This is a genomic window from Shewanella sp. ECSMB14101, from assembly GCF_000773485.1.
GTDB lineage: Bacteria > Pseudomonadota > Gammaproteobacteria > Enterobacterales > Shewanellaceae > Shewanella > Shewanella marisflavi.
Genome location: NZ_JSFF01000012.1, coordinates 76,666 through 94,297, shown reverse-complemented (window position 1 = coordinate 94,297; position 17,632 = coordinate 76,666). Strand labels below are relative to the sequence as shown.

Here is a 17,632-nt window from a genome sequence, read left to right as displayed (position 1 = left end):
TTATGAATGACGCTCGCTACCCAAACATTTCTGCTATTGATAACAGGCTAGCTGAGCTTGAAAACGAAAAGCAGCAGCTTCTCGCATTAAGAGAGGCTTTGCGTAGCGCTCAAAACGAGCGTTCAGTACAGACATTCACGCCAGCACAAAAGGTCACCCTGTTCAGACAACGATTTCGTGGACGAGAGGATATCTTTGCCAATCGTTGGCAAAACCAACAGGGCCGAAGTGGCTACTCCGTAGCCTGTGATAATGAATGGGTAAACGGGGTTTGCAACAAACCCCGCATTAAATGCCAAGACTGTTCACACCGAAAGTTTAGCGAACTAAACGAGCGCATTATTTACAGGCACCTTACCGGTCATCAAGTGGTGGGGCTGTATCCCTTACTGAAAGATAATACGTGCTATTTGTTGGCAGCCGATTTTGACAAAGGCTGTTGGCAAGAAGAAGTCAAAGCAATGTCCAAAGCGTGCCAAGCGTTTAATATTCCCCACGCGATAGAAATCTCGCGCTCTGGCAACGGGGCGCACTTATGGATATTTTTTGAAACCAATATCCCCGCTAACCAGGCTCGGGCACTGGGTTTCGCTTTGCTTGATAAAGCCATGGAAATATTTCCAAATCTTTCGTTTGACTCCTATGACAGGCTCTTTCCTAACCAAGATGTACTTCCTGAAGGCGGGTTTGGCAATCTCATTGCGCTACCACTTCAAAAGGAAGCTCGCCTTTCAGGCCGTAGTTGCTTTGTTGACAGTGATCTGAATGCCATCGATGATCAATGGCAGTACCTTGCTGGGCTTAAAACGCTCACTCAGTCGAGTATTGATCAACTCATAACAACCATTTCACCCAATACCCTATTGCTGTCCGAACAAGGGCTAACAGACAACCGCCCTCCTTGGGAAATCACGGCCAAAGCCGCACCAATAAAATTAGAGTCTTTGCCGAAAAACGTGACCATTACCTTGGCCAACCATATCTACTTTTTGATGAGCGAGTTACCTGGGCCACTACTGGCAGGACTAAAGCGATTAGCGAGTTTTTCTAATCCTGTGTTTTTTAAAACACAAGCGTTGCGCTTTTCAACCCATGGCATTCCGAGGTTTATTTCCTGTGCTCGTATTGAAAACGGTTATCTAGCACTACCGCGAGGCTGTCTCGATGATGCGATTGCTTTGCTACAAGAGCAAAATATTTCGCCACTATTTGACGATAAGCGTGAAAACGGCAAACCATTATTAAAACTTACCCCTGAGTTCACTTTGCGAAAGAATCAGCGGGACGCAGTGGCCGCAATAACCAAACATGACTTCGGTATTTTGCATGCGCCGACCGCATTTGGAAAAACGGTTACAGCCATTGGTATGATCGTAAAACGCAAAGTAAATACCCTAATACTGGTTCATAGCCGACAACTGCTTGAACAGTGGCAAGAGCGCTTGCGCACGTTCCTACCCGAAGTAACCATTGGAAGTATAGGCGGAGGTAAAAGAAAGCCGAGTGGCATTATCGACATAGCCACCTACCAAAGCTTGGTCAATAAAAAAGACAACTCCATCACGCCTCTCATCCAAGACTATGGCCACATTATTGTTGACGAATGCCATCATCTATCTGCACCTAGGTTTGAAATGGTACTCAACGAGGTAAGAGCAAAATATGTATTGGGCCTAACAGCAACACCAGAGCGACAAGATGGTCATCAAAAGATCATTTTTATGACAGCAGGGCCAATTCGCTACAAAGTGAAACAAAGCCCTGATGAGCAATTTACTCAAACCGTGATGATTCATCAGCTCTACGATGTACCAGCAGCAGAGCTAATAAAAACAGATGAGCGCCCCAAAATAAGCGATGCCTACCGCTGGCTCGTCGATAACCAACAGCGTACTTCAAAAATTGTCTCAGACGCCTCTCAGTGTGTTCAAAATGGTGGACACCCGTTAGTCCTTACAGAGCGTAGAGAGCACGCAGAGTACATACACTCACGACTTACCGAGATGGGTATAAGCACTGTCGTACTTAAAGGCGCCATGAAAGCTACCGAACGCAAGAACGCTGACAATCATCTGCAATCGGCTCAAGTTGTCGTCGCAACAGGAAAATATGTAGGCGAAGGATTTGACCTACCAAGATTGGATACGTTGTTTTTGGCCATGCCAATCGCATGGAAAGGCACATTGGCCCAATATGCCGGTCGTATTCATCGTGAATCGGAAGGAAAAACACAAGTGACCATTCACGACTATGTAGACTGCGCCCTCCCTATGCTGCAACGCATGTTTAAAAAACGCGAGAAAAGCTACAAGGCAATGGGGTATGCCCTTGAGTACATTGATGACAACAGTAACAAGCAACCTTCATTGAAGTTAGAAAACATCCCTTCACCAAATACCAAGCCAAAATAAACAGCAGCACTTCATTAAACACTTCCCCATGCCTTTATACCCATACGCCAAAACCACTATCCGTTTGGCTTTTGGATCGAAACGCCAAACAGGGAAATTTGCCCATTTACTGTTTGGCTTCTCGATTGAAATCCAACGCTGGCAGGCCTTGCCAGTACTGGCTCAAAGCAAGGTTTGGCATTTTTAACACCCTAAACCAACCTCGAACCCAAAGTGCAAACCGTTTGATTTTTTAAACCCAGAATGCAAACGATCGTTTGGCGTCTCGATTTTTTTGCACTAGTTGAATGACGCCAAACAGCGCCGTATTGGACTATGTATATCAAACATTTAGCTGCGCACAGGTCATCAGAAAAAACTGATTTGACTGGTTAGTTTGATGGCCATTTCTTTCATCTAATTCACCACCGAGTCTGCACCCGACCACTGAAAATAGACGGCATGAAAAACCAATAAGGTGATAAGTGACGTGTTATGGGCAAGTGGTAACGATTGGGATGGAGAATGGATAAAGCAGGTGGTCGATTTACTCGTTGGGCATGGCGCGTTTACCCTCTACCCAGCATTGAGCCAATGTGATAATGCCGCCGAACGTTTAACCCGATGGCTGGCCTATCAGTTACCGCGGGTTAAACAAGCGCACCCAGGCTGCCCGATTCATCAATGGCTAAACAGCATTGGTGCACAAGTGATCGTAGAAAAGTGGCAAAGCCCCGAGCAACGGCCAAACCTGTATTGGTTGCCTTTACCTGAGATTGATGGCCACGCGCAAGGCGGGCTAGTTTTGTTGCCAGCTCATTTGTTACCGACAGACAGGAATGGCACAAGTCAAACCAACACATTGCAAGCAAACACACCTGCCAACGCCTGTATCTTTTGGTGCATAACGCCTTTATCTAAAACAGGAAAGCGCGCTACCTTGCACCCCAAACAGCAAAATCGCGCCTTTTGCCTGCCCAGTTCGCCGGAGCAAATAGGAAAATCATGCACAGGGTTATTACTGAGAGGTTTGAAAAAAGAAAGCCAAAAACGAAACGGCAACGTGATCAGCCACCAAATTAACCTAGCGTTGCTGCACCACCTTTGTAGGCCGGAGAATGATGTGTGGTTGAAAGCGAATTTTGGTGCCGTAACTCATTACGGTACCAAAAATTAGAAGCCTGAAAAAAGAGTAACCCCTCACAGGGCGCTGATCTGACGGGTAGCGGGAGGGGTGTTGTTGATGCGATTTTAATATTAACAATGCTAAATGGCCATCTACTCGTACCATCTCGTGATGATCCACGAAATGGTTAGTAATCTTTAGCAGCTTCGATCGCTTCAAATATAGCCAATTTAACGGACTCTGGATAATCGTCGTCATAAAGTACTGAGCTGATGATCTGACGTAATAGATCCTTGTCGATCACGTTATCTGCAACCCAAACGACGATGTTTTCCATTTCTTTGGCAAAGCGCTTTACCACATAGTCAAAACCGTTTAATTCAAGGAAATAAGCGCCTAACACCAACGATGATCGTTTATTGCCATCATTAAAAGCATGGTTTTTATTAATGGAGAATACCAAGTGAGTCAGCTTGTCCTCAATTTCTGGGTAATACCAGTCATTTTGTATGTGTTCTAAGGGGCTGGCTAACTGACCAACGTCTTTGGTGCCTGCTAGCCCGCCAGAATGCTCTATGATCCAATCGTGAACGCTAATCGCATGCGCCACATCGAAATAGAAGAACCGTAAGCCTGTGTCTGTAGAATCGCTCATAGCCACATTCCTTTGCTTATCGATCTTTCAAGCGTTTGAGTACAGCCAATGTTTCTGGATCACTCAATTGCTCTTCCAAAGAACGGCTCTTTTCACCTAAGAAGCGATCAAAATCAGCTTCGGGTACCGATTGAATATAAGCTTCCAGCTTTTCATGCAAGGCATCACGGAAGCACAAATCGCGGCTGGCCATTTTAGTTCTGGCATCCAAAATCAGCGGTTTGAACAGAGGGTGACTTTCAAAACTCGCAAACAACCCCTCCGCCTCTTTCTGCGAAAGCTTGCGGCCTAACTTATTGCTAGCTTGCTCTAGTTCATGAGCAATGCCTGATTCGTAACTAGCAATCAGATTTAGTACTTCTGAATATAGGGTCTCGCGGATATTGGTTTTCGTTGCTAGGTTTAAAACCTTTTTATATTCAGTCGCGTTTTCATGAAAAATGCTTTGATATATAAGGTTAGTAAAGCGTGCATACGTCCATTCATTGACCTCTACATACTTATCCAATGCATCGGTGAACTGGCGGCGGTAGTTTTCTTCTTGCAGAGCAGAGACAAGGTAATTTTCATCACGCTGATTAATAAACTTGGTATGGCCCCCAGCGCGCTCAGCCATTACATCCAAGACAATATCCAGCAGACGTGAACGCAAAAGGCGTGCGGGCTCACTTTCTGTTAGTAACATCCCTATGTTGAGCACTGCACGAAAACCGAACAAACCCAGCGCGGTGGTTTTGGTACCGTCATTGATGTCGGTACCAGACATTAGCTCCTTGAATTCCTTTAGCTTTTTACCTTTTAGCACCTGATAGCCGTTGCTTTTTAACTCATCGGCATGGCTAGATAAGTAGCGCTCAATAGTACGGTCTGTAACGTCATACAAGGCAACCACCTGTGCCTTGGTAAATACCGTTTCACCTTCAAAGGTCACACCGCCCAAGCCCAAGTGCTGCTCGGCTTGTTGCAGCGCGTAGCGGTTGTTAAGGATATTTTGGCGGTCATGTGATGAAGCGGTTAGGTCTTTAGCCATTTGCAGCCCCTATTACCCACTTTGTCAAACGCTCACGGGAGACCGACAAATCAATCCACTGCTTAAAATGGCGCAACAAACCATAAATGGCATAGCTAATATAGGTTTTGCCCATATTGTTAGGGCCGCAAATCACGGTTAAATCACCCAGCTCAACGGTGCCGTTATCAATACCGCCTAAGTGTGCAAAGTTAAATTTCATGCTGCCTCCTGATTAAGCGGTGTGGTGTAAGGTTTAACATTTAGCTCGCCTCCCCAACGATGACTTGTCCGTTCATGAGCATGGGGAGAAGCCAGTCGCGGAGTGCAACTAACTCTGCATTTTCCCTTTCGATAAAATCTTGCTGGCTAAAGATTGGCTTAACTTTCTCGGTAAATGTATCTGACATAGCTACGCTAGGTAAAACAACCTTAACAGTCTTCAATGTACCACCTGAAACCTCTTTAAACGTCGAACCAGAAGCATACTGAGTAATTGCTTTAAGAGAGTTTTTCACCGTGTAATAGATGATCTCAGTTGAATATCCTTTGTTTGGTACAAAAGACTTAAATCCCTGATTCGTTGTTACTTCATTTCTTGATATTGCCATATAGCCGATTGGCGCTCTTGAACTAAGTAAAACCGTACCTGCGGGGTACTTTTTCAACGACGCGTTTTTTATGCCCTCAACAGAGACATCTTGACCACCTCGAGAAATGAATTTGTTGCCTTGGTTATTAGATAGATCGTTAGGCGTTATCCAAGGTATGCCATCAGTCGCAAAATTTTCAGGCTTCTGTGTTGACGGAGTGCTGCCTCCAACAATTTGACCAAGATCTTCCAGCGTGCCATCATCCCACCCCTCCGGTATTTCCCGCTTGAGGGTTGGGTTGTAGACCATTTTGCCGCCGGAGGTTTTGTAGGGTTTGCCCTGGCCTTGTGGTGAGTCGTCGGGGAAATCGAACTGTACAAACCAATAGTCGTACAGAGTTTTGGCCATGGCTTCCAGCTCGGCGTTGATGCGATTATTGAGTTCGATTTTTTCCGATAGCGCTAAATACAACTTTCCAGCAGCGAGCTCAGCGTCACGGTTTTCTAAGCGTGGAATATTTAGATGCTTTAAATCACCTTTTTTGAAATGCGGGATTACCAGTCCAACGTGGTAATTCTCGATTTTCTTTTGGATGTAGTCGGAACGTAAAACAGCGAACAAATACTGATAATCGATTTTTTCTGGATCACATCTAAATCCAATCATATCTTGGGCAAAACAAAATGGCACAGGATCAGGAACAAGGCACACTCGACCAGGCGTGCCTTTATTCACAAAAATAATATCATTTGGTTCAGGATGCGCTCTAAACCAAGAGTCTTTAGTCTTTTCGTCGACATACCTAACGTTTTCAAAAGTTGGGTAAATACTGTTATGTTTTATGCAGTTAGTAGCAATCAAGGGAAAGCCTGATTCAGCAGCTGGCACCGTTTTTCCTCGATTATCTACCATAAAGGACAGTAACTCAGTTATCGGGGTTGCACTATTTTTCATACTTCAACCCCGCCAACTGTTTTTTAATCTCAGTTTCCAACTCACGCGACTGACTAAAAAGGCTATCTAAGTTGCTGGTAAAGCCCTGCATTTTTTCAGCAAACTGCTCTGGGGTTATATCCATATATTCGATTTTGACATCAAAGTACTGTCCTGCACTTAACGAGTAGTTTTTGGCTTCGATGTCGGCATAACTTACGGCAACGGAAAAATCTTCCACTGCTTCTTTGGCGTTAAACACATCAATAATTTGTTGTTCTTCTTCCGGCTTAAGTACGGTTTTTTGGTTTTTGCCGTCTTTGACCTTTTCACCCAAGTTGGAGGCATCCACCAGTACCACATCGCCATTGTTGCTGGCGTCGATGAATAGAATAGAGACGTTCGTGCCGGTGGTGGCGAAAATATTGGATGGCATGGATACCACGCCCGCCAACATTTTGTTTTTTACCAAGTGTTCGCGAATGCCCTTATCAATGCCCGATTGTGCAGTAATAAAACCTGTGGGCACCACGACTGCGGCTTTGCCGCCCGGTTTAAGTGAGGCAATGATGTGCTGCAAGAACAATTGGTAGATTTCCATCTTGTCCTTGGCTTTGGCTTTAATCTTTGGAATACCGGCAAAGAAACGCTCTTTATTTTCTTTGCTATCCAGCTCATCTCTAAAGTCGCTAAAATCGAGCTTAAACGGCGGGTTGGAGACGATGTAATCAAAGCGTTTTAGTTCTTTACCGTCTTTATGATAGGGGTGCAGCACGGTATTACCTTGGATCACATTCGGGATTGAGTGCACCAAATTATTTAAGATCAGGTTTAACCGCAGCAGGTTGGATGATTTTTGCGAAATATCCTGCGTGTAGATGCTACAGCGGTTTTCACCAATGGCGTGCGCCACGTTCATTAATAACGTGCCCGAACCTGCTGATGGGTCGTAACAGGCGACGTTGCGTACTGTGCCGCGCTGTTCTTGGGGCACTAAAATTTCCGCCATAATGCGCGCTACCGCATGGGGAGTAAAATACTCGGCGTATTTGCCGCCAGAATTACTGTTGTAGTCTTTGATCAGGTATTCAAAGATGGTGGCGTAGAAGTCGAATTTTTGCGTGAAGATACGTTCAAAACTGAACTCCACCAGTTTATTGATAATGGCGCGGCAGAAGGCATCGCGTTTAGAATCGTCGGCAATATATTGGCTGATACGGTCGAACAGCACCACTTTTGCGCCACCATCGGTTTTTACTGCAAATACATCGTTATTGCTAATGGCAATGTCGATTAAGGTATCGTCAAACAGCTTGGCAAAATCCGGCGCGTTTTGTTGGCTAAACAGATAGCTGATAAAGTGCTGTGGTTTTAGCCGTGCGGTATCGCCGCCCATTTGCAGTTGCAGCATGTCGAGGTCGTCTTCTGACATGGCTGCGAGGGCTTCTTCCCATTTTTCGGCCTTGGCGATGGTGTCATCGAGCTTTTTCGCTTCAAAGGCGAACTTGTCGTTTAAAAACTTGTACAAAAAGGTTTGGGTAATGATTTTAAATTCGTTACCGTCGTTACCTAACCCATAGTTGGCACAGATACTTTTTAAGCTATCAATTAAGGTTTTGGTTTTTTGCTGAAATTCTAATTCAACCATTTTAATGTTTACTTCCTAATTAGTGTTACCCGCATTACCACGCTTGGCTGCCGGTATTAAATTCTTTTAAATATTCTGCGACGACGAGATGGTTAATGTAACGCGAGGCGTCGGCGTTAAGTTTGATTTGCTGTTCTTTCATAAAGCGGCCAATCACCAGCGGCATCATTTGCCGTTCGAAGTAACTTTCGTTATCGAGCACTTGGCTGTTGTTGAGCACTTGCTCGTCGGCATCTTGCTTTACTCCTGCCAATGCTTCGAAAATTTTTCGTTCTGATTCGCTAATATCGCTTTGGCTTTGCTGGCGCTCTTGTAAGCGTTTATGAATACGGGTGTATTTGGCATCACCTAAGTACTTTTGCCGCAGTTGGTTGTTTTGGCGGTTCAGCTCTTTAACGCGGTCGTGAATTTTATTCAGCGCGTCGATGTTGGCAACCATTTCATCTTGAGTCACTTCGCTTAAGTTTTTCTTCTTAAACAGGCGCTCTAGCTCTTCTTTTAAGCTGATAAATTGCGGGTCTTGCTGGTCAAAGTTGCTAGCCAGTGCTTCTCGAGTTTGGCGCAGGGTGTTTTTCAGCTTATCGGCCAGAACCAACTCTTCTTCGCCGATTTTTACAAACTTGAAGATCACGTCTTCCAAAGCGCGGTTGAGCAAGTTACTGGTGTCTTCGCCGCTTTCTAAGTCGTTTTTAAGGTTGAGCAAATCCAGATGATTGCTGGTTTCACGATACAGCACATTAAGCTTGGCAAAATCGAGTTCATCGAGGAAGTCATACTCACCTTGCAAGCGGATTAAGTTATACAAGCTGCGGGCATCGGCTAAGGCTTTTTTTAGCGCCAGTACGGTGTCGCGGTCTTGTATTTGGCTGATCTGGTTGCAGAACTCTTCCATGTTGTCGGTATCAAAACGGAACAGTACGTCTTTGATATGCTCGATTTCTTGTTTGATCTCTTCCTGCGATTTAAACAGGTGTGAGTAGTGCTCCATCTCATCGCCCAGTTCTGACTGTAATTCGTCGAAATAGGCTTTGTTGGTGGCATCGAACTCTTTACGAATATCAGCAAAATCGACCACATAGCCGTAGCGGAAATCTTTGTAAGTGCGGTTCACTCGGGTGAGCGCTTGCAGCAAGTTGTGCTTGCGGATCACCCGACCAAGGTAGAGCTTTTTCAGGCGTTTGGCGTCAAAACCAGTGAGCAGCATGTTATACACAAACAAAAAATCGATTTTTCCTGCCTTAAAGTCTTCAACCCAGTTTTTACGCTCTTCTTTGGTGCCAATGTCGTGCAGAATCAAGGCGGCATTTTTTACCTTTTGGGCTTGTTTGGCAGTCTCTGCATAACTGGTTGGCGCAGGCTCAGCGACTCCAAGCACTTCGGTTTTTGAGTTGGATGTTTGCGGCAGAATAGGCGTTTCGGCATAAACGCCATTGAAGATTTCAAACATCTGCTTGGCTTGATCTGAGCTGTCGCAAATGACCATGCCACCAATGGTTGTATCGTTTAATGCACCACGGCTTTTTTCAAAGTCGTTTACGATGTAAGTCAGCATGGGCTCAACAAAGCTTGGGTGGGCGTAAATCAGCTTACGATCCACATCGCCCATTTTCACTTCGGCTTCTTCTAAGGCTTTTTGCAATTCAATTTTGTATTGGGTGCTGATCTCTTCACGGATTAGGCGCAGTGTATAACCGTCGGCAATGGACGCGTTGTAGTAGTACTTGTGAATGTAGTCGCCAAACAAGGCACGTGAGTTGTAATCGTCACCTAATAGCGGCGTACCAGTTAAACCGATTTTAATGGCGTTGCTGTCTGACTGGCTTAAGTTGGCTAAGAAACTGCCTTTGGGGTTATAGCTGCGGTGAACTTCGTCTAAAAAATACACTCGCTGGATCGCGACGTTGTAGTCTTTGGTGCTGACTACATCTGGGTCATCTTTAAACTTTTGAATATTCACCACGGTGATTTCTGGCTTGCCAGAATGGTTATGGATCACCTGTGTAGCTTTAATGTCACGGGTAAAGTCATCGCGTGAGTTGATGGTGTGTACGGTTAAACCACGGGCGGTAAATTCGCGCTGTGCTTGTTGCAGTAGGTCTAGGCGGTCAACAATAAAGTAAAACTTTGGAATGACCTGCTGCTTTTGGAAGTAGTCGGTCAAAAAGCGCACGTTATAAAACGTTAGGGCGGTTTTACCACTGCCTTGGGTGTGCCAGATAATGCCTTTTTTAACGCCTTCGCTGAGCTTACGCTCAATGGCCTTGGTGGCAAACAACTGCGGGTAACGCATGATGTGTTTTTGTAACCCGTCCGACTCGGACACATATGTCAAGGCGTAACGCAAAATAAAGGCTAAGCGATCACGACTGAGTAAAGAGGTGCAAATGCGGTTGGTTGGGCGCTCGGGTTGCTTGTTGGTCTGGAACTCTGGGTTACTGCGGATCACTTCCAGATTATTGTCTTTTAAGACTTTAAGCTCGTCATCATCCGATACCGGCTTCAACAAGGCGGTTAAATTGAAGATTTCTTCTTCGCGGAAATAGTTGAACACCGGCTTATGGTAAGAACTACTGGCATAGAACGCACCTTGCACGGGTTCAGGATCGCCGTCGTCGTACTCCATGTTATTGGAGAAAATCATAAACTGAGTGATGTTGGCAAAACGCTTGAACTTAGGGTTTTGAAAGCGTTTATTGATGCGGTCGCGCTCGGCCAAAATACCTTCGCGATTATTGGGCTTCTTCACTTCGATAAACACCAACGGCATACCATTGATAAGCAGCGTGATATCGGGGCGGAATTCTTCATCGCCGTTTTGACAGGTTAGCTCGGTAACAACATGGAAGGTATTGTTATTAAAGTTTTCAAAATCAATTAGTTTGATATTTGAGCGTTCTGATAGGCGCTCAAAGAAAGCTCTTCCCAAGTCTTCGTTATCAAGCAGTAGTTTTACATCATCTAATAATCGACCGGCTTCAGCATCTTCAATACCAGGGTTAATTTTGCCGATAGCGGTTTTGAATACGTCAGGGAAGATATTGGTGTCGAGATCCCAGCTTTGCCCTTTAAGTGACAGGTACTTATAACCTAGACGCATTAAATGAAGAATTGCAGGGATTTTTACTCGGCTATCTTCATTGAATTTTTTGGTATTGAAGGCCATAACATTCCTTGTAATCGTTTTAATTTGGAACCTGCTCAAGCAAATCGCTCAACGGGCAGTTAAATAACTCACACAGCTTATCAAGCGCTTCTAAGTCCACCTTAAGCGCGGTTTCTTTGTACAGTAGCGTGACGGTGGTACGGCTGAGGCCGGTTTCTCGCATCACGTCGCTAATGCGCATTTTTCTCTCACCCATTAATCGGGCTAGGTGGCAGCGGATCATGCTCTCTCCACGGTGTTTTCTTAACCATAAACTTGGGGATTTTTCACTGTTGCTTACCCTACCACGATTATGATTATTCTCAACTTATTTGAGTTAAAACCAAATAATTGAGACCATTTGTTATTCGTTCGGTGCTGGTTGTTGGTGTGCTAGCAGTTCACGGGAATGCCTCTGGCGGTCTTGTCCGCCTTAGCCTTGAATCCTCGCCCAGCCCTTAGGTTGACTGGCGGTACACTGCAAGGCGACAAGCCTACACAGGATTCATCGCCTTTTTAGTCATCCAAGATGCTGCCTTTAACACAGTACATGCGTGGGCGGGTGTTGTCGGGCAGACTGACTTTGCGCTGTGGCCGATTACCATCAGGGATTAGGTAGCCTGCGGCCATCAGTGCTTTGGCGGCGCGATCTGGGCTGAGTCCTTCGGTGGCTTCACGCCAACCGGTTGGGTAAAACAGGTAGAGGGTTTGTGGGCCGCTGTTGTCTATCCAACCTGCTCGTTGGCGTACTTGGCTGCTGTAACCGGATTGTTTAAGCGTAAAGCGGCTTTCGCCATGTTGCTCAATAAAGCTGCGTACTTGGCGGATGGCTTGTTGGTCTTCATTGGCGGCCACACCACCGCGGGCAAGTATCCATTGGTTTAGCTGGCTTAAACAGGCGGCTTCGACACTTTGAGCTGGCCAATCAAGTACTTTGGCTTGAATGGCTAAAAGGCCAGCGCTGGCCAGTAAGGCAAACTTTTCGGCGACCCGGCGCACTTGGCCGTCTGCATCAGGTGGCAAGCTGGTTAAAAAGCGTTGGCGTACGTTTTGGAAAACGGGTCGCACCTGAGCGCTGTGCTGCGTTAAATACCGCAACCAATCCAAGGCCAAGCTGCCGTAATGTCGGCGACTTTGTTGTTTTAGGTGGTCGGCTAAATCGGCGGCGTTCATACCATGGCAATGGTTAAACACGCCCATTTGCGCACCGGCATCTGCACTGAGATCAATCACGCGCACCTGCTGGCCGGCTTTTACGCGCTTGCCGATACTGGCCAGATGGCTTTCGAGCGTCACTTCGCCAGTAGATAAAAACACCAAACGCCAACGGGCGGGTAAGCGCATTTCACCGTATTTGCCTGCGCGGGTTTTACCTTGGCCATTGGCAAGCATATAAGCGACATCACCCGCTTCTTTTGGGTCAACTTCGCCCATTTCATCGAGCGCAAGTAAGGCATCGTTATGCGCCAATGCTGTGCCTTCTAAACCATTGGCCGTGGCACGCCAACTATGGCGCAGCTGATTAGGCTCGCCCCACACTGATAACGGCGGATACAGCGCTGCGGTTTTACCGGTACTGCTGGCACCGTAGAGGTGTAAACCAAAACCATCCACCCCGCACAAGTGTAACAAAGGGGCAGCCAGTGCAGCACAGACACCAACGATTAATAGCGGATTATCCAGACAATAACGGCCAACGTGCTGCCGCCAACTATCGCTACTGCCTTGTTGAATAAAGCCTTCTATTGGGTGCATAGTTTGCAGCACCATGCGCGGGTTATTGCTGTATTCGCTTGGGTAAATGGTGAGGCGCGGATGCACATAAGCGTGGTGATGCCAGCCAATGCAGTTCACGCTGATAGCCTTTTGCGTGGCCAGTTCGCCCATTTGTTGAATAAACAGCGAGAGCAACTGCCGCGCTTTAACACTGTTGCTTAGCCGCATGCCTCGGCTGAGTAGAATTCGGCGGTACTCGCTGCCGTCTCCGGCCAATAGTTCTGCGGGCATGGCCCAATAGCGATGGCGATTGTCATCGTCTAACCAGTGCAATAAATAGCCGTAGTTGTCCCCTTGCGGATCGCGAGTACGAGCAGCTACTTGCAGCCAAGAACAGATTTTGACTGGGCTATCTTGCCCTGTCGGTTGCATCACCAGCCAGTTTTGCGCGTTATAGGCAAAACCAGCCGGTAATGTTGGCGCGTTATTATTCATCTCACTGGCTGGTAACGGGGTTGGTGTTGATGGTTTATCCACGGCCATAAGCAGCACCGATACGGCGAGTTTCAATCCACTGGTCGATATCGCTTTCTAACCAGCCCACGGCACGCGCGCCAATGCGAATAGATCGCGGAAATTCTCCGTTGGCCATCAAGGCATAAATGGTGCTGCGGCCAAAGCCGGTTTTGGCCTTTACCTCGGGCAAGCGCAAAATCCGCTGCTGACGCGCTGGGTGTACTGAGTTTGAGGGGGATTGTGTCGTTGGGTTCATCGTTTGCTTCCTCACTGATCTGTTAAGTTCAGTTTGGAGTTTGCCAGTACTAAACGGACGCAGTAGGTAGATAAATGCCCAGATCGTGCAGCTTTCTGAGGGTGCAGGTAGCTACCTGCCCCAGTTTGTAGCTAGTGCCCAAAACAATAAATGCTCTGTGGGCAGGGTTAGTGTGAGGCTAAGCTGCGTGAATTAACGCGTTGCCCATACTGCCCCAAAAGCCCAGTGGATGGCGTACTGCTTTGAAGTTTCCGACTCAAAACTCGGTTTTGGTGAGTCGTATGGATTGAGTGTTGATATGTCGAGTGTATCGACACACAAGAAAGTCATGTCGAAAAAACAGTAAAAAATCGACATGACCTATTCAGATCTTGGCTCACTTTACTTCGAGAGATGGCAATTTATTGCTTTACAACTTGAAGATAAAAGTGAAACTATAATTTCACTAAATTAAAATTTAAGAAAATATAGTTTCATTATGGATACTGTCGAGCCAAAATCAAAACGCACTGCGGTCATATTCCCTAGACAAAGGAAGATGTTAAACATCTTGGGCGAAAACTTAACATTGGCGATGAAGAGACGCGGCATTACTCAAGAAATGATGCATAGTAGGACAGGGATTTCTAAGCCAACACTGCGTAAAATATCAAAAGGTGATCCTTCTGTTTCACTTGGTCACTACGTTAAGGTTTTGGCAGTCCTCGGATTGTTAGACGACCTAACCAAGGTCGCCCGTGATGACGAGCTGGGAAGAAAGCTGCAAGACATCCAATTGCTAAATAAAAAATAAGGGCGTCATATTCTTATAGCATTTGCTCATGTCCACATCGCTAAAACTTGGCAAACAATGCCAGCCAGCTTCAAAGAAGAAAGATAGCTATTAAGGGGCTGATTTATACTCAACCAGAACCCGTTCACACTTTTATGCGCATAAAAATGTGAAATTCCGCACTTTTCTGCGCGTAAAAGTGTAAACTGAGTTATACTACAGGCAGTTAACAGTCTTAATTGGCGGGAAATGACAATGCAACGCAACTTACTAAACGCCCTTATAGCATGGAAAAATAAACCGGTGCGCAAGCCATTATTGATCGATGGTGCAAGACAAACAGGTAAAACCTATCTGCTACAAGAGTTATTTGGGAACACCTTTGCCAACATCCTTCGTATCGACTTCCTTGAAAACCCAGCTTACAAAGAAGCGTTCGATGGCTCGTTGTCACCTGACGAGCTAGTAATGAACATTGAGTTGTTAACCAACCAAGCGTTCAACCCAGAAACCGACTTGCTGATATTTGATGAAATTGGCGAGTGCGAACGTGCCGTTACTTCACTTAAGTATTTTGCCGAAAAAGCACCGTCTTATTTTGTCGCAGCCAGCGGCTCAAATATTGGTTTGCTCAACACCTTCCCTGTGGGCAAGGTAGAACAATACAATTTACGACCACTGACCTTCCAAGAATTTATTTACGCATCCAACGAGCAAGCACTGATCAAAGCATTTGATAGTCAAGCAAGTACACCGGCGGTGCATACTAAATTGATGGATAAACTAACCGACTATTTTTTTACAGGTGGTATGCCGGAAGCCGTTTCTGCTTGGTATCAGTTTAAAGATTCAAGCATTCTAGAGCGTGTTGAAAAAGTCACAAAAATTCATGCCGATTTAGTTGAAGGTTATCGCCGCGATTTTGGTAAGTACGCGGGCAAGGTCGACGCCACACTGATTGAATCGGTATTTAATAGCATTCCAGCCCAGCTATCACTTGTCAGCGATGAGTCGGTTAAACGCTTTAAATTTAAGCATGTGCATGAGCGTAAATCTCGTTATAGCGATTTTGAAACCGCGATCCATAGGCTTAACTGCTGCCGCTTAGCTTTGCCAAACTACCCTATTGAAGGATTGCCGAAATCTCCGTTAGCGGCCTATAAAAAAGAAAATATGGTGAAACTGTTTCTGTTTGATGTGGGCCTGCTTAATCATATGCTCGGCAGCAGTTATAAAGAAATTAAGCAACAAAACTATGAATACAAAGGTTATGTGGCTGAAAACTTTGTGCAACAAGAGCTCACTGCCATTGGCGTTGACCCAAGCTATTCATGGAATGACGCCCGCGCCGAAATCGAATTTATTTTGGCGACCGATGAAGGCGATATCGTCCCTGTGGAGGTCAAAAGTGGTAAACGTACAAGAGCAAAATCGTTGACATCCTACGTTGAAAAATGTACTCCAAGTAAAACCTTTAAGTTAACGGGTACACAAGGCTCATCCGCATTAGAGCAAACCAATATCGTGATGCCTTTGTATTTCACGCAGTATTTACCACAGAGATGGTAAAAGCGCGTTGCTTAGACCCCGAGGTCTACACAAAGTGACTTCATAGGTAACAATTTGTAGACCTTTGGTGGGCTTACAACCTTTCAACCAACCCTCAATCGGTTTTTTGCTAACGTCATTTGGCCAGCCTATCGCCTCATCGTTTAAAGCAAATCACTCAAGCGATTTAACAGTGCTTTACGGCTATTATTCGCCACAACAAAGCGCTTAAAGCGTTGTTCAAACGCCGCTTCATCAGCTTTGAACTGATAGGCCTCAAACAGCTGATGCAGATAGCGTGATGCCGCATCGTAACCACTGGCGCAAGTTCGATCCGCTTGCTCTTGTGATTGCTGCCAGTAGTGCTCACGTTGATTGTAGATATCCGTCAACGCTTTTTCTTTTTCCGCTTTTTCGATGGCTAATTTTTTTGCGAGTGCTGCGGCTTGCTCTTGCTGTAACAGACTTTGCGCTTGCTCAATGAAAGGGGATATCAGATCGGGTGTTAACCAATATTGATAGATCTCGTCTGTGTTGCCTGGTTCTTTTCGCGTCAGCGCTAAGGCTTGGTGACGGGTTAGCTGGCCTTGCTCAAACAACGTGCGTAATAGCGTGTCTTTCTCTGCTTGCGAGAGATTATGGAGCCATTCATCAAATTGAAATTGGGTTTGTTTGGCTTGATGACTGGGTTGTTCGGTCAGCACCATGGCGAGCGCCTTAACTAAGGCTAAGGGAATCTCATACAGCGCTGCAAAGGCCTGCAACTCTTCACTGAGGTGTTCAAAGTCGAATTGAATCAACGGCATTCGCTCAACGTCATCATTAAAATCAAACGCTTTGAGCCACATAAAGTTCACAAGGCGCCAATCCCCTTGCATTAACCCGCTGCGTAAAGCAGCTAAATGCTGGAAAAAGTCGTCAGCATCTTCATCGTCAAAATACTCGTCATACTCTTCAAGGGAAAAAATCAGCAACTGCCACTCATCGTTTTCGTGAACATGAAGCCCATCACTTGAAAAGCCAAGTAACGCTTCAGGGAGCGTTCCAGCTGGTAGCTTGATGTAGGCATCGATTGAGCCCCAATCGGCATAGTAAAAACCAATATCAAAGTATTTTAATATCAGCTCAGAAGACTCCGCCTTTAGGTCACTGTATGTGTAATACACCTGAAAGGACGTAGCGCTGATCTCGGCACGGCTTGAAATTGATCGGAGTGCTTGACGTGCTTTAGCATCTAAATACCCATCCAGACGCTCAAATTTATAGTATTGATATTCGCTCACGATGACCTTGTTATGTATTTATTGTGAATTGAAAAGTTTGTTTTA

General features: G+C 45.8%; 14 protein-coding genes. 4 read left to right on the top strand and 10 right to left on the bottom strand.

Annotated elements, in window-relative coordinates:
• Positions 1-2 precede the first annotated feature (2 nt).
• Positions 3-2,411, top strand: coding sequence for a TOTE conflict system archaeo-eukaryotic primase domain-containing protein (locus tag NY07_RS10740; RefSeq protein ID WP_033539350.1), 2,409 nt, complete (start codon positions 3-5; stop codon positions 2,409-2,411).
• A gap of 469 nt (positions 2,412-2,880) precedes the next feature.
• Entirely contained in the window at positions 2,881-3,567 is a 687-nt protein-coding gene (locus NY07_RS10735) for a hypothetical protein (protein WP_033539349.1), read from the top strand.
• Between the two features lie 136 nt (positions 3,568-3,703).
• Here NY07_RS10735 and NY07_RS10730 read toward each other — a convergent pair whose 3' ends face one another.
• The 9 genes from NY07_RS10730 to NY07_RS10690 form a co-directional block, all read right to left on the bottom strand.
• Entirely contained in the window at positions 3,704-4,171 is a 468-nt protein-coding gene (locus tag NY07_RS10730; protein ID WP_033539348.1) for a type II toxin-antitoxin system death-on-curing family toxin, read from the bottom strand.
• Positions 4,172-4,187: 16 nt separating this feature from the next.
• Positions 4,188-5,201 carry a hypothetical protein gene (locus NY07_RS10725; protein ID WP_033539347.1) on the bottom strand — a complete coding sequence of 338 codons (1,014 nt, stop codon included), beginning with the start codon at positions 5,199-5,201 and terminating at the stop codon, positions 4,188-4,190.
• The gene (locus NY07_RS10720) at positions 5,194-5,403 is read right to left on the bottom strand and encodes an ATP-binding protein (RefSeq protein WP_033539346.1); all 210 of its coding nucleotides are present in this window, start codon (positions 5,401-5,403) and stop codon (positions 5,194-5,196) included. The genes NY07_RS10725 and NY07_RS10720 overlap by 8 nt, the downstream gene beginning before the upstream one ends.
• A gap of 40 nt (positions 5,404-5,443) precedes the next feature.
• The gene (locus NY07_RS19205) at positions 5,444-6,727 is read right to left on the bottom strand and encodes a restriction endonuclease subunit S (RefSeq protein ID WP_140946946.1); all 1,284 of its coding nucleotides are present in this window, start codon (positions 6,725-6,727) and stop codon (positions 5,444-5,446) included.
• Positions 6,717-8,354: an HsdM family class I SAM-dependent methyltransferase gene (locus NY07_RS10710; protein ID WP_033539345.1), complete on the bottom strand. Its 1,638-nt coding sequence runs from the start codon at positions 8,352-8,354 to the stop codon at positions 6,717-6,719. The genes NY07_RS19205 and NY07_RS10710 overlap by 11 nt, the downstream gene beginning before the upstream one ends.
• A gap of 34 nt (positions 8,355-8,388) precedes the next feature.
• A complete protein-coding gene (locus NY07_RS10705; protein ID WP_081953818.1) occupies positions 8,389-11,517 on the bottom strand; it encodes a type I restriction endonuclease subunit R in 3,129 nt (1,042 codons plus the stop codon).
• Positions 11,518-11,536: 19 nt separating this feature from the next.
• On the bottom strand, positions 11,537-11,740 hold the full coding sequence (locus NY07_RS10700) for a helix-turn-helix domain-containing protein (RefSeq protein ID WP_033539344.1): 204 nt from the start codon (positions 11,738-11,740) through the stop codon (positions 11,537-11,539).
• 272 nt (positions 11,741-12,012) lie between these two features.
• Positions 12,013-13,755 (bottom strand): DUF927 domain-containing protein, encoded by a 1,743-nt coding sequence (locus NY07_RS10695; protein WP_033539343.1) that lies wholly within the window; start codon positions 13,753-13,755, stop codon positions 12,013-12,015.
• Positions 13,742-13,984, bottom strand: a complete 243-nt coding sequence (locus NY07_RS10690) for a helix-turn-helix transcriptional regulator (RefSeq protein WP_033539342.1) — start codon at positions 13,982-13,984, stop codon at positions 13,742-13,744. Before NY07_RS10690 ends, NY07_RS10695 begins: the two co-directional genes overlap by 14 nt.
• 478 nt (positions 13,985-14,462) lie before the next feature.
• Between NY07_RS10690 and NY07_RS10685 the strand changes: the two genes are divergently transcribed.
• Together NY07_RS10685 and NY07_RS10680 are read left to right on the top strand one after the other, a co-directional pair.
• Entirely contained in the window at positions 14,463-14,777 is a 315-nt protein-coding gene (locus tag NY07_RS10685) for a helix-turn-helix domain-containing protein (protein WP_012518681.1), read from the top strand.
• A gap of 234 nt (positions 14,778-15,011) precedes the next feature.
• Positions 15,012-16,325 carry an ATP-binding protein gene (locus tag NY07_RS10680; RefSeq protein ID WP_033539341.1) on the top strand — a complete coding sequence of 438 codons (1,314 nt, stop codon included), beginning with the start codon at positions 15,012-15,014 and terminating at the stop codon, positions 16,323-16,325.
• Positions 16,326-16,468: 143 nt separating this feature from the next.
• On the opposite strand, the gene NY07_RS10675 is transcribed toward NY07_RS10680, so the two are convergent.
• Positions 16,469-17,587 carry a hypothetical protein gene (locus NY07_RS10675; RefSeq protein ID WP_033539340.1) on the bottom strand — a complete coding sequence of 373 codons (1,119 nt, stop codon included), beginning with the start codon at positions 17,585-17,587 and terminating at the stop codon, positions 16,469-16,471.
• Between the last annotated feature and the right edge of the window lie 45 nt (positions 17,588-17,632).

Bases quoted from the DNA above. Each gene is read 5' to 3' on its own strand.
- NY07_RS10740 (WP_033539350.1), top strand. From the start codon at position 3: ATGAATGACGCTCGCTACCCAAACATTTCTGCTATTGATAACAGGCTA.
- NY07_RS10730 (WP_033539348.1), bottom strand. From the start codon at position 4,171: ATGAGCGATTCTACAGACACAGGCTTACGGTTCTTCTATTTCGATGTG.
- NY07_RS10725 (WP_033539347.1), bottom strand. From the start codon at position 5,201: ATGGCTAAAGACCTAACCGCTTCATCACATGACCGCCAAAATATCCTT.
- NY07_RS10720 (WP_033539346.1), bottom strand. From the start codon at position 5,403: ATGAAATTTAACTTTGCACACTTAGGCGGTATTGATAACGGCACCGTT.
- NY07_RS19205 (WP_140946946.1), bottom strand. From the start codon at position 6,727: ATGAAAAATAGTGCAACCCCGATAACTGAGTTACTGTCCTTTATGGTA.
- NY07_RS10710 (WP_033539345.1), bottom strand. From the start codon at position 8,354: ATGGTTGAATTAGAATTTCAGCAAAAAACCAAAACCTTAATTGATAGC.
- NY07_RS10705 (WP_081953818.1), bottom strand. From the start codon at position 11,517: ATGGCCTTCAATACCAAAAAATTCAATGAAGATAGCCGAGTAAAAATC.
- NY07_RS10700 (WP_033539344.1), bottom strand. From the start codon at position 11,740: ATGATCCGCTGCCACCTAGCCCGATTAATGGGTGAGAGAAAAATGCGC.
- NY07_RS10695 (WP_033539343.1), bottom strand. From the start codon at position 13,755: ATGGCCGTGGATAAACCATCAACACCAACCCCGTTACCAGCCAGTGAG.
- NY07_RS10690 (WP_033539342.1), bottom strand. From the start codon at position 13,984: ATGAACCCAACGACACAATCCCCCTCAAACTCAGTACACCCAGCGCGT.
- NY07_RS10685 (WP_012518681.1), top strand. From the start codon at position 14,463: ATGGATACTGTCGAGCCAAAATCAAAACGCACTGCGGTCATATTCCCT.
- NY07_RS10680 (WP_033539341.1), top strand. From the start codon at position 15,012: ATGCAACGCAACTTACTAAACGCCCTTATAGCATGGAAAAATAAACCG.